This window comes from Streptomyces sp. WMMC1477 (genome assembly GCF_027460245.1).
Taxonomy (GTDB): domain Bacteria; phylum Actinomycetota; class Actinomycetes; order Streptomycetales; family Streptomycetaceae; genus Streptomyces.
In genome coordinates this window covers 5,423,327-5,435,000 of sequence record NZ_JAPZBD010000003.1, presented here as the reverse complement: position 1 = coordinate 5,435,000, position 11,674 = coordinate 5,423,327, and the positions used below count along the sequence as shown (strand labels likewise).

The following is an 11,674-nucleotide window of genomic DNA, read 5'->3' as shown; positions in this document are numbered from 1 at the left end:
AACCTGGCCGGCGGCGAGGCTCAGGCGGTCCTGGAGGCGCAGGCCCTGATGGCCCAGGACCCCGAGCTGATGGCCGACGTCGAGAGCCGGATCACGGTGGGCAGCACCGCCGAGCGGGCCGTCTACGACGCGTTCGCCGCCTACCGGGCGCTTCTCGCCGGGGCCGGGGAATACCTGGCCGGGCGCGTCGCGGACCTGGACGACGTGCGCAACCGGATCGTGGCGCGGCTGCTGGGCGTTCCCATGCCGGGTGTCCCCGACAGCGACGAGCCCTACGTGCTGATCGCCCGCGACCTGGCTCCGGCCGACACGGCGCTGCTGGACCCGTCTCTCGTGCTCGGGTTCGTCACCGAGGAGGGCGGGCCGACCAGCCACAGCGCCATTCTGGCGCGGGCGCTGGGCGTGCCCGCCGTGGTGGCGCTGCCGGGAGCCGTCGAGCTGGTGGAGGGCCTGGTCGTCGCCGTGGACGGCAGCACCGGGGAGGTGGTCGTCAATCCCGACGAGGACGAGCAGGCCGCGCTGTCCCGGGCCGCTGAGGAGCGAAGGGCCGCCCTCGAAGCGGCCCAGGGGCCGGGGGCGACGTCGGACGGGCACAAGGTGCCGTTGCTCGCGAACATCGGCGGCCCGGGAGACGTGGCGGCGGCGGTGGCGGCCGGGGCCGAGGGGGTCGGCCTCTTCCGGACGGAGTTCCTGTTCCTGGACGACGGCACCCGCGCGCCGTCCGAGGACCGGCAGGTGGCCGCCTACCGGGAGGTGCTGAAGGCGTTCCCGGAGGGCCGGGTGGTGGTGCGCGTCCTGGACGCCGGTGCCGACAAGCCCCTGGACTTCCTCACACCGGCCGAGGAGCCCAATCCCGCGCTGGGCGTGCGGGGGCTGCGGACGCTTCTCGACCACCCGGAGGTGCTGCGGACCCAGCTCACCGCGCTGGCCCGGGCGGCCGAGGGGCTGCCCGTGTATCTGGAGGTCATGGCGCCCATGGTGGCCGACCGGGCCGATGCGAAGGCGTTCGCGGACGCCTGCCGGGAGGCCGGGCTGCGGGCCAAGTTCGGGGCGATGGTGGAGATCCCCGCGGCGGCGCTGCGGGCCCGTTCCGTGCTGCAGGAGGTGGAGTTCCTCTCGCTGGGCACCAACGACCTCGCGCAGTACACCTTCGCCGCCGACCGTCAGGTGGGGGCCGTGGCACGGCTGCACGACCCGTGGCATCCCGCGCTGCTCGACCTCGTCTCGCTCGCCGCGGAGGCGGCCAAGGCCGAGGGCAAGAGCTGCGGTGTGTGCGGTGAGGCGGCCTCCGATCCCACGCTGGCCTGCGTGCTGACGGGGCTCGGTGTCACGAGCCTGTCCATGGGGGCGTCCGCCATCCCCTACGTCCGCGCGACGCTGGCCCAGCACACCATGGCCCAGTGCGAGCGGGCGGCGGCCGCGGCACGTGCCGCCGAGGGTGCCGATGAGGCACGCCGGGCGGCGCAGGCCGTGCTGTCCGGCGAGTAGCGCGGCGGCCTCCGCCGCTACGGCAGTGGCAGGGGGAATCCCGGGCGGTAGGCCACCCCGGGCTCGGGCGGGATGGGCTCACCGGTGGCCGGGTCGGTGCAGTACGCGGTGAACACCTCCGCTTCCGTGAGCGGTTGGAGCCAGCCGTTCGCCAACCGCCAGCCCCGGACCGTCTGGTGGCCGCCCCGGGTGGTGCGCAGCACCACGCCCCCGGCGCTTCCGGTGCTGATGCCGGCCGCCAGCACGACGGTGAACAGCCGCGTGGGCGTCTCGCCGCTCCCGTCTCCCGGCCCCGCGGTGTCGCGGCGCAGCGGCAGGGCCGCGACAAGCGGTGGCGCGGGGTGGGGCGCGGCCGGGGTGACGCTGCACACGAGGTGGTGTTCCCCGGCACCGGCCGCCGTCAGCAGGTGGGCCAGTGCCGAGCGGGCGCGGTGGTCGGCCCGGGCGCAGAGCGTCGGCTCGTGGCGGCCCCGGGCCGTCGGGCGCCGGGCGGTGCCGGGTGCTTCGGCGGCGTTCAGCAGCCGTGACAGGAGTTCACGGACGGGCTCGCCGTCGTAGGACAGGCTCGGCCCCGTGGCGACGACCTCGGCCGTGTAACGGGCCCGGCTGAGCGAGGTGTCGGCGTCGAGGCCGGCGGCCGCGCAGAAGCTCCGGTACCCGGCGGGCTCGAAGAGGGCGACCCGCGCGTGAACACCCCGCCCGCGCAGGGACCGCAGCAGGTCGTGGACGGAGCGCAGGTACCCGGCGTGGTCCCGGTGGGGGAAACTCCGGTAGCGCCGCATGGCCGCGAAGTCGCGGGCCCGGGCCAGAACGGCGACGGTGCTCGCGGCCTCGCGGCGCAGCGCGCGCCGCTCTGCGCTGCGCAGACGCCGCCAGGACCGGCGCCGGGGCGGACGCGACACGGACTCGCCGACGGTGGGCGCTGGCGCTGCCGCCGCCGTGCTTCCGTGGGCGCGGCGGTCGGTCTGCTTGTGGGTTCGGCTGTCCATGAGGCCCCCCGGCTACGGTGGTCAGATACTCACTCACCGTAACCGGGGGCACTGACAGCGGCTTCAGTGCGCCGTGCGTTCCCGGCCGAGGCGCTCGTAGACGCGCAGCAGCTCCACGTCGTCCACGGAACCCGGGTTCACGGCCTTCTCCAGCGGAGTGCCCTGGAGGAGCCGCTTGACGGGCACCTCGAGTCGCTTGCCGGTGAGGGTGTGCGGGACGGCGGGGATCTCGATGATCTCGTCCGGCACGTGGCGCGGGGAGAGCTGGCCGCGGATCGTCCGCTTGACGCGGTCGCGCAGGTCGTCGTCCAAAACGGCGCCCTCGGCCAGGTGGACGAAGAGCGGCATCCAGTATCCGCCCTCGGGCTCCTCCACACCGATCACGAGGGACTCCCGGATCTCCGGCAGCCGCTCGACGGCCTCGTAGATGTCGGCCGAACCCATGCGGACGCCCTGCCGGTTGAGGGTGGAGTCCGAGCGGCCGTGGATGACGACGGAGCCGCGGCCGGTGAGGGTGATCCAGTCACCGTGCCGCCAGACGCCGGGGAACATCTCGAAGTAGCTCTCGCGGTAGCGGGTGCCGTCGGGGTCGTTCCAGAAGCGGACCGGCATGGAGGGCATCGGGTTGGTGACGACCAGTTCGCCCACCTCGTCGACGAGGGGCTTTCCGTGTGGGTCCCAGGACTGCAGGTCGGTGCCGAGGCAGGGGGCCTGGAGCTCGCCGATGTGGACGGGGAGGGTGGGCACGGCTCCGGCGAAGCAGCTGCACACGTCGGTGCCGCCGCTGACCGAGGCGATCCACAGGTCCCCAGAAGCCTCGTCGTGGAGCCAGCGGAAGCCGTCCGGGGGCAGGGGGGAGCCGGTGGTGGCGACGCAGCGCAGCGCCGAGAGGTCGTAGTCGCGTCCGGGGTGGACGTCGGCCTTGCGGCAGGCCATGACGTAGGCGGCCGAGGTGCCGTAGAGGGTGGCTCCGGTGCGTTCGGCGATGTGCCACTGGGCGTCGGTGTGCGGATAGCCGGGGCTGCCGTCGTAGGTGATGACGGTGGTGCCGGTGAGCAGGCCGGAGACGAGGAAGTTCCACATCATCCAGCCGGTGGAGGTGTACCAGAAGAAGCGGTCCTCGGGCCCGAGGTCGCAGTGGAGGCCGAGCTGCTTGAGGTGCTCCAGCAGGATGCCGCCCTGGGACTGCACGATGGCCTTCGGCAGCCCGGTGGTGCCCGAGGAGTAGAGCACCCACAGGGGATGGTCGAAGGGGACCTGCTCGAAGACGGGGTCGACGTCCGAGGACGTGAGCGAGTCCCAGGCGAGGGCGCCGTCGGGCGCGGGTGTGCCCAGCAGCGGGACGTGGACGACGGCCCGGAGGGTGGGGAGCTCTGCCCGGAGCTCGGCGACGGTGTCGGCGCGGTGGTGCTCCTTGCCGCCGTAGCGGTAGCCGTCGACGGTGAACAGCACGACCGGCTCCACCTGCTGGAAGCGGTCCAGGACGCTGCGGGCGCCGAAGTCGGGGGCGCAGGAGGTCCACACCCCGCCGACGGCGGCGGTGGCCAGGAGGGCCACCGCCGCCTCCGGGATGTTGGGGAGGTAGCCGCTGACCCGCTCGCCGGGCCGGACGCCGAGGCGGCGCAGCTCGGCCGCCAGCGAGGCGACCTGCCGGCGCAGCTCGCGCCAGGTCACGGCCTGGGGCTCCTGGCGCTCGTCGACGTGCAGGAGTGCCGGGTCGCCGGCGCGCGCGGGGTCCTCGGCGGTGCGCAGCGCGTGCTCGGCGTAGTTGAGGGTGGCTCCGGGAAACCAGGTGGCGCCGGGCATGTCGCGGTCGGCGAGCACGCTCTCGTAGGGCGTGTCGAAACGGACGTCGAACCACTCGGTGACGGCCTGCCAGAAGGCGGGCAGCTCATCCACCGACCAGCGGTGCAGTGCGGCGTAGCTCGCGGCCGGGTCTCCGGGGGCCGGGGCGGGGGCGCCGTGCTGTCCCGCGGCCCAGGCGTGGAAGCGCGTGAGCTGGGCGCGGGCGATCCGGTCGGGTCCCGGCTGCCACAGGGGGCGGGGCTCGGGCGTGGCGGCTGCGGCGGTCATGGGCGGCTCCTGGACGGTACGCGAGGGTGTGCGTGCGTTCCGCGCACGGCGGGGTGTGCGCGTGACGCGGCTGTGCAGGACGATGCCATGTGAGCGTGCGCCACACCAGGGGCGGCACCCCATATCGGGGCGCCTCGCTATGTGGCGCAACGTCCGGGGTGTTTCCGGTGAACGCCGGTTGAACGCGCTTCGGGCGGCGCGTCGGCAATGGCAGTCTGAGCTGCATGGACGCTGGGGGTCTGCGGTGGTCGGCCGGGCGGCTCGGGACGGGTCGTGCGGGACGGGCCTGGTGGCTGGGGCGGCGCGCGGCCGCCGCCGGGGAGCGCCTCGGCGGGGAGCGGCTGCGGGCCCGTGCCCCGGGTGCTGTGCTGGGCGCCGAGGCCGGCCCGGGCGGGGGCCTGGTGCGCTGTGAACGCTCCGAGCTGCGCGTGCGGGTGGCCGTGGGGGGTGGCGTGTTCCTGGGCTGGGACGGCGCCGAGCCGCGGGACGACGCGTCCGGTGGCGGCCACGGGTGCCCGCCGCCGGACGGCCGGGCGACGCTGGAGCCGGACACGGACGGAGGCTGGCGGGTCGTGTCGCAGCGCGTCCTGCTGACGGTGGGCCGCAACGGCGTCGTCCGGGTCCGGACGCCCGGCGGGGTCCTGCTGCGGCGGGACGCGCCGCCGCGCTGGTGGGAGTCCGAGCCGGGGGCGGGAGGCGCCTGGCTCCAGCGGTCGCGGGTGCGCGCGGACGCCCGGTTCCTCGACACCGGCGGCCGACGGGTCCGGCCGGGGGCGCGGGCTGCGCTCCCCCAGCTCGTCGTGGCCCGGGCGGGCACTCATCTGATGTTCCACGACGTCCGCGACGCGGGGGGCCGGGGGCGGGTCACCGTGCGCGAGGGCGTGCCGGGCGAGGGGTCCGGTCACGACCGGGAGGGGCGCAGCGAGCTGCGGGTACCCGGCGGGCCGGTGGCGTACTGGGTGCTGGTGGGCCCGTCCGACTGGGCGCTGCGGGAGTGGGCGGAGCTGTCGGGCGGCGGGAACGACGGCCGGCGGCGGTGAGCTGTCCCCCCGCGTGGCGGCGGCCTGCCCGCCGCCACGGGGCGGGTGCCGCACCAAGCGTGGACGTCGCCTGAGGCGTGGACGTCGCCTGAGGCGTGGACGTCGCACAAGCGGGTGAACCGTCCGGCGTGTCGGCCGTCCCGGGGCCGGGCGCGGGGTACGGCCCCGGTCATGCGACGTGTGGTGACGGTGATGGTGACGTGGGGCGCGCTGGTGTGCGCGGCCGGGGTACCGGAGGCGGGGGCGGCGCAGGAGCGCGCGCCCGCGGGTTTCGTGGCGCTCGCCGACGTGGCGCCCGGCGTGCTGCAGGAGATCCGCTACGCCGGTCCGCACAACTTCGTCGGGGAGCGGGTGGACGGCTATCGGGAGGGCACCTGTCTGCTGGCGCGGGAGACGGCGCTGGCGCTGCGGGAGGTGCACCGGGCGGCACAACGGCACGGCTACGGGCTGAAGACCTACGACTGCTACCGGCCGCAGCGCGCGGTCGACCACTTCGTCCGGTGGGCGCTGGAGCGGAGCGACGTGCGGATGAAGGCGGAGTTCTACCCGCGCGTGGCCAAGGACCGGCTCTTCTCCGAGGGGTACATCGCGCGGCGTTCCGGGCACAGCAGCGGCGGCACGGTGGACGTCACGCTGGTGCCGCGCTGGGTACCCGGCACGCGGTCCTACGTGCCCGGTGAGCCGCTGGTGCCGTGCTTCGCCCCGCGCACGGTCCGCTTCCCGGACGCGTCGGTGGACATGGGCACCGGATACGACTGCTTCGATGCGAAGGCCCGCACCCTCCACCCGGGGGTGACCGGTGCGCAGCGGGCGAACCGACTGCTGCTGAAGCGGCTGATGGAGGCCGAGGGGTTCGCGAACCTGCCGCAGGAGTGGTGGCACTTCACCCATCGGGACCAGCCGTTCCCGCACCGGCGTTTCGACTTCCCCGTCACCCGGGACGCCGTCGGCGGCCCGGGGTGAGGCCCCCGTCCGGGTCCCGCACACCGCGCTGATCCGGGCGGGTTCGGTCATGCTGGTGAGCAGGTGAGCGGCCTGCGCGAGGAGCGGTCATGGACTATCCAACCGGCGACATCTTCGTCGGCGAGATCATCGGCACGGCGATCCTGGTCCTCTTCGGCGTCGGTGTCGTCGCGGCCGTGACGCTGCATCACTCCAAGGCGCGGGCCAGCGGCTGGGTCGTCATCTCCTTCGGCTGGGGCTTCGGCGTCATGGCCGGTGCCTACACGGCCGGCCCCCTCTCGGGTGGGCACATCAACCCGGCCGTGACCCTGGGCATCGCCCTCCAGGGCGGCGGCTGGGACAAGGTTCCGGTCTATGTGGCCGGGCAGCTCACCGGGGCGGTCCTGGGCGCCGTCCTCGCCTATCTCGCCTATCTGGCCCAGTACCGGGCGAACGCCGCGTCGGAGAACGCACAGCCCACCCTCGGCGGGTTCGCCACGATCCCGGAGATCCGCAGTCCGCTGGTCAACCTGGTCACCGAGGTCATCGCGACGATGGCGCTGGTGCTGCCCGTTCTGGCCTTCGGGCTCACCGAGGGGCTCGGGGTGTCGGGCACGCAGACGCTGATCGTCGCGCTGCTGGTGGTGGGGATCGGCCTGTCGCTGGGCGGCCCGACGGGCTACGCCATCAACCCGGCGCGCGACCTCGGCCCGAGGATCGTGCACCAGCTGCTGCCGATCCCGAACAAGGGCACCTCGGACTGGGCCTACGCCTGGGTGCCGGTCGTCGGTCCGCTGCTCGGTGCCGCGATCGCCGCGGGAGTGTTCAAGGCGGCGTTCTGACCCCGGCCCCGGCGGCGGGCCGCCCCTGCGCGGTGCGGACGCGCAGCGCGTGCTCGACGAGGTTCACGAGCACGTCACGGGCCGAGTCCCGGCGTCGGGCGTCGCACAGGACGACGGGCACCCGCGGGCCGAGGTCCAGGGCGGTGCGGACCGTCTCGACGGGGTACACGCGGGCGCCGTCGAAGCAGTTGACGGCGACGACGAAGGGCAGTCCGCGGCGCTCGACGTAGTCGACGGCGCCGAAGCTGCCGTCCAGCCGCCGGGTGTCGGCGAGCACGATGGCGCCGAGCGCCCCGGAGGCCAGTTCGTCCCACAGGAACCAGAACCGGTCCTGGCCCGGAGTTCCGAAGAGGTAGAGCAGGGTGGAGTCGCCGAGCGTGATGCGGCCGAAGTCCATGGCGACGGTGGTGGTGGACTTCGCCTCGACGCCCGAGAGGTCGTCGTGCGGCCGGCCCGCCTCCGTGAGGGCCTCCTCGGTGCGCAGCGGGCGGATCTCGCTGACCGCGCCGGTGAAGGTGGTCTTGCCCACCCCGAATCCCCCGGCGACCAGGATCTTCAACGTGACCGGCGCATCGGGACCACCGGGCCGGTCAGAGCGCCCGAAGACCATTGATCACCTCTCGCAGGATGCTCTCGTCCGGCAGCTCGGCCGGTGGGACGGGACGGGTGACGCGCACGAGTTCGGCGTCCGCGAGGTCGCCGATGAGAACCCTCACCACGCCCACCGGCAGGTCGAGGTCGGCGGCGAGTTCGGCGACCGACTGGGGTTCCTCGTCGCAGCGGCGCACGATGGCCAGGTGCTCGGGCCCGAGGGCGTCTGCCCCGGGGCGCTCGCCGGCGGCCCCGGGGTGGTCGCCCTCGGCGTCCCGCAGCGCACCGTCCTCGGTGACGACGAGCGCGATGAGGTCGAGCCGGAGGCGGGCGTCGCCGCGCGTGCGGCCCCGCGTCATGGCGTAGGGCCGCACCACCGGCCCCGCCGCGTCGTCGAACCAGGCGTCGGTCATGCGCCGGCCTTCACCCTCCGCCGTGAAGATCGGCGCGGGCCGCCGTACCCAGGTGTGCGCCGACGCGCTTGACCAGGAGCGTCATCTCGTAGGCGACGAGGCCGACGTCCGACTCGGCGTCGGCGAGGACCGCGAGGCAGCTGCCGTCGCCCGCGGCGGTGACGAACAGGAAGGCGTCGTCGAGCTCGATGACGGTCTGCCGCACGCCGCCGACCCCGAAGTGGCGGCCGACCCCCTTGGCGAGGCTGTGGAACCCGGAGGCCACCGCCGCGAGGTGTTCACCGTCCTCGCGGGAGAGGTCCTGCGACGCGCCTCTGGGCAGCCCGTCCCCGGACAGGACGAGGGCCTTGCGGATGTGGCCCACGCGCCCCACCAGGTCGTCGAGCAGCCAGTTGAGTTCTCCGCTCTGGCCGCCGGCGCTGTCGGCTGTGGCGTTCGGTGCGGTCATCGACCGTCCCCCTCGGGTGTCGTTCCGTCGTTGTGCTGCCGGCCGCGCCGCCAGCCGCGCTGGAGCGCGGCCATCCGGTCGCGGACCTCGTCGGCGTCCCGGTCCACGGCCGGGTCGGTTCGCGGTCCCTCCGCGGGCGGCGGCCCCTCGGCCGGCTCCCCGCCCCCGGGTTCGAGCTGCCGGGCGAGATGGGCCTGGCGACGTCGACGGGGCAGCCCGTCGACGGTGGCCGGGCCCTCGGGTTCCTCCCGGCGCGGCGGGGTGTGCCCGCCGGGCTCGCCGACCGGCCTGCCGTGGTCGGAGACGAGGACGGGGCGGCCGGATATCCCGGGCCGCCGGCGCGGCAGTGCCGCGGGGGGCTCCGCGCCGGCCTCCGCCTGCGGCCCCGCCTCCGGCGCCGGTGCCGGGCCGGACTCGGTGCGGGCCCCGCGTCCTCGGCGGTCCTGCGTGCGCTCGTCGTCGCCCCGCGGCCCGGTCCGCTCCGCCTCCGGTTCGGCGCTGTCGCGGTGGCGCTGGCTCAGGGCGTGGTAGATGCTGCCGATACCGTGGGCGGGCGTGTCGGCGGGGGCCTGGCCGTCCAGCGGGTCAAGCGCGTCGAGGTCGAGCGGACCGTCCAGCTCCACGGGACGTCCCTTGCCGGACAGGCCCACCGGACGCTGCGGCCCGCGGCCCAGACCGAGCGCGGCGGCGAGGTCACGGGGCGGGGCGGACGGCACCCGGGTCAGGGTGGCCCGGCCGTCGCCGTCGTCGGCGCGGCGCGGTTCGAGCGCGGCCTCGGTGCCGTCCGTCTCGTTGAGGACCGAGCCGGGGACGAGGACGACGGCCGTGGTCCCGCCGTAGGGCGAGGGCTGCAGGGACACCCGCACCCCCTGGCGCTTGGCCAGCCGGGAGACCACGAACAGCCCGAGCCGGTCGGTGTCGGAGAGTTCGAACTCCGGGGTCTCGGTCAGCCGCAGGTTGGCCTCGAGGAGTGCCTCGGGCGTCATGCCGAGGCCCCGGTCGTGGATCTCCAGGGTGAAGCCGTTGGCGACGCGCTGGCCGCGCACCTGGACGGCGGTGTGCGGAGGGGAGAACGAGGTGGCGTTCTCCAGGAGTTCGGCGACGAGGTGGGTGAGGTCGGCGACGGCGGGGCCGTCGACGGCGAGTTCGGACAGCCGGCGGACCTCGATGCGCTCGTAGTCCTCCACCTCGGCGACCGCCGCCCGGACGACATCCATGAGGCGCACGGGCTTGCGCCACTGCCGGGAGGGCGCGGCGCCGGAGAGGATGACGAGCCCCTCGGCGTGCCGCCGCATCCGGGTCGTCAGGTGGTCGAGCCGGAAGAGGTCCGCGAGCTCGTCCGGGTCCTCGGTGCGGCGCTCCATGACGTCCAGCAGGGCCAGCTGGCGGTGCAGCAGCACCTGGCTGCGGCGGGCCAGGTTGACGAAGACCTCGGAGACGCCACGGCGCAGCTCGGCCTGCTTGACGGCGGCCTCGACCGCGGCCCGCTGCAGGGTGTTGAGCGCCTGTCCCGCCTGACCGATCTCGTCCTGCCCGTACTCCAGCCGCGGGGCCTCGGTCTCCACGTCGACCTGGTCCCCCGCGGCGAGTCGGCGCATGACGGCGGGCAGCCGGACCCCGGAGACCTCGTGGGCCTCCCGGCGCAGGGTTCCGAGGTCGCGGACGAGGCGGCGGCCGATGCGGAGCGAGACGACGACGGACAGCAGCACGCCGCAGAAGCCGAGCACCCCGGCGATGCACGCCTGGAGAAGCACCGAGACGGCCGCGGGCTCGACGCGTTCGGTGTAGCGGTCGCGGGCCTCGTCGCCCATGCGCTCCAGGTCGTCGAGGACGGCGGAGGTCGCGGCGTCCCAGCGTTCGGTGTTGACGGCGGCGAGGGCGCGCTCGGGGCCGGCCTCGACGGCCGTCTCCTCCAGCTCGCTCAGGGTCGTGCCGTTCGGGCCCGACCAGTACTCGCTGAACAGCCGCCGTTCCTCGTCCGGCAGCACCGCGAGGTTGTTGACGTAGGTCATGTCGCGTTCGGCGATGCGGTCGGAGACGGCGCGCAGTTCGGCCTGGGTGATCCGGCCGGCGGCCAGCGCGGCGGCCATGAGCGCGTCCTCGCGGGCGACCAGCTCGCGGGCGCGGCTCAGCCCGACGAGCGCGCGGCCCTCCCGGTCCAGCTTGCCGTCGTGCAGCGAGTGGAGCGTGACGAGCAGCGCGTGGCAGGGGTCGATGACGGAGTTGTAGGAGGCGAAGGCGCTCTCCCGGGTGGCGGTGTTGCGCTCGACACCGGCGCGGACGGCGGGGAGTTTGCCCAGTTCCGTCAGGAGCGCGTCGAGCCGCTCCGTGGAGTCGTGGGAGAGGTCCCCGCGGAACGCGGCGGCCTGCTCGCGCAGCCGGGTGACGGCGGTGTCGGTCCGGTCCTGCCGCTTCGCCAGTTCGGACAGCGCGTCCGAACGGCGCGGGTCGGCGAGGTGGACGAGGACCTGCCGCCGTTCCTCCTGGACGGCCTGGACCGTCTCCTCGGCGGGGCGACCGATTTCGGTCATGATCCGGGAGCTGTCGAGCAGCCGCTTGGCGTCGCTGCCGGTGTAGTACGTCGCGTACGCCCAGATGCACACGAGCGTCACCAGGGGCACGAGCATCAGCGCCACGATCTTCCGGCGGATCGTGCTCCCGCGAAAGCGCATGGCCTCCCCTACCTCGGCAACGCCACCGCCGGGCGCTGGCGTTGTACTCGGCGTGCTCTGTCAGTTCCGGCGTTCCCCGACGCCCGCGACCCGCGGCGGACTTCGGCCACTTTCGGTGTTCCGGAGGCGTGCCACCGGTGAACGGCGCGAGCCTACTACTGCGATGCGGAGAACTC

At 74.6% G+C, this 11,674-nt stretch carries 10 protein-coding genes (1 of these 10 only partly in view); 4 read left to right on the top strand and 6 right to left on the bottom strand.

What is annotated here, in order from left to right:
- Positions 1 to 1,488: the 3' portion of a phosphoenolpyruvate--protein phosphotransferase gene (ptsP, locus tag O7609_RS23755; RefSeq protein WP_269734956.1), read on the top strand. The gene continues 183 nt to the left of window position 1, outside the view; 1,488 of the gene's 1,671 nt are visible here — the last part of the coding sequence; its start codon lies off the left edge, out of view; the stop codon is at positions 1,486 to 1,488.
- A gap of 17 nt (positions 1,489 to 1,505) precedes the next feature.
- On the opposite strand, the gene O7609_RS23750 is transcribed toward ptsP, so the two are convergent.
- Complete coding sequence (locus O7609_RS23750; protein ID WP_269744226.1) at positions 1,506 to 2,477, bottom strand: hypothetical protein; 972 nt, start codon at positions 2,475 to 2,477, stop codon at positions 1,506 to 1,508.
- A 63-nt stretch (positions 2,478 to 2,540) separates the two neighbouring features.
- Positions 2,541 to 4,550, bottom strand: a complete 2,010-nt coding sequence (locus tag O7609_RS23745; RefSeq protein ID WP_269744225.1) for an acetoacetate--CoA ligase — start codon at positions 4,548 to 4,550, stop codon at positions 2,541 to 2,543.
- A 224-nt stretch (positions 4,551 to 4,774) separates the two neighbouring features.
- On the opposite strand from O7609_RS23745, the gene O7609_RS23740 reads away from it, so the two are divergent.
- From O7609_RS23740 to O7609_RS23730, 3 genes are all read left to right on the top strand, one after another.
- Positions 4,775 to 5,590 carry a hypothetical protein gene (locus tag O7609_RS23740; RefSeq protein WP_332328064.1) on the top strand — a complete coding sequence of 272 codons (816 nt, stop codon included), beginning with the start codon at positions 4,775 to 4,777 and terminating at the stop codon, positions 5,588 to 5,590.
- Positions 5,591 to 5,761: 171 nt separating this feature from the next.
- Positions 5,762 to 6,553 carry a M15 family metallopeptidase gene (locus O7609_RS23735; RefSeq protein WP_269734959.1) on the top strand — a complete coding sequence of 264 codons (792 nt, stop codon included), beginning with the start codon at positions 5,762 to 5,764 and terminating at the stop codon, positions 6,551 to 6,553.
- 89 nt (positions 6,554 to 6,642) lie between these two features.
- Positions 6,643 to 7,374, top strand: coding sequence for an MIP/aquaporin family protein (locus tag O7609_RS23730; protein ID WP_269734960.1), 732 nt, complete (start codon positions 6,643 to 6,645; stop codon positions 7,372 to 7,374).
- On the opposite strand, the gene O7609_RS23725 is transcribed toward O7609_RS23730, so the two are convergent.
- From O7609_RS23725 to O7609_RS23710, 4 genes are read right to left on the bottom strand one after another with little or no spacing between them, the layout of a single operon-like run.
- Positions 7,358 to 7,984 carry a GTP-binding protein gene (locus O7609_RS23725; RefSeq protein ID WP_269734961.1) on the bottom strand — a complete coding sequence of 209 codons (627 nt, stop codon included), beginning with the start codon at positions 7,982 to 7,984 and terminating at the stop codon, positions 7,358 to 7,360. The genes O7609_RS23730 and O7609_RS23725 overlap by 17 nt on opposite strands.
- Complete coding sequence (locus O7609_RS23720) at positions 7,965 to 8,378, bottom strand: DUF742 domain-containing protein (RefSeq protein WP_269744224.1); 414 nt, start codon at positions 8,376 to 8,378, stop codon at positions 7,965 to 7,967. Before O7609_RS23720 ends, O7609_RS23725 begins: the two co-directional genes overlap by 20 nt.
- Positions 8,379 to 8,388: 10 nt before the next feature.
- Positions 8,389 to 8,826, bottom strand: coding sequence for a roadblock/LC7 domain-containing protein (locus O7609_RS23715; RefSeq protein ID WP_269734963.1), 438 nt, complete (start codon positions 8,824 to 8,826; stop codon positions 8,389 to 8,391).
- On the bottom strand, positions 8,823 to 11,498 hold the full coding sequence (locus tag O7609_RS23710; protein ID WP_269734964.1) for a nitrate- and nitrite sensing domain-containing protein: 2,676 nt from the start codon (positions 11,496 to 11,498) through the stop codon (positions 8,823 to 8,825). Before O7609_RS23710 ends, O7609_RS23715 begins: the two co-directional genes overlap by 4 nt.
- Between the last annotated feature and the right edge of the window lie 176 nt (positions 11,499 to 11,674).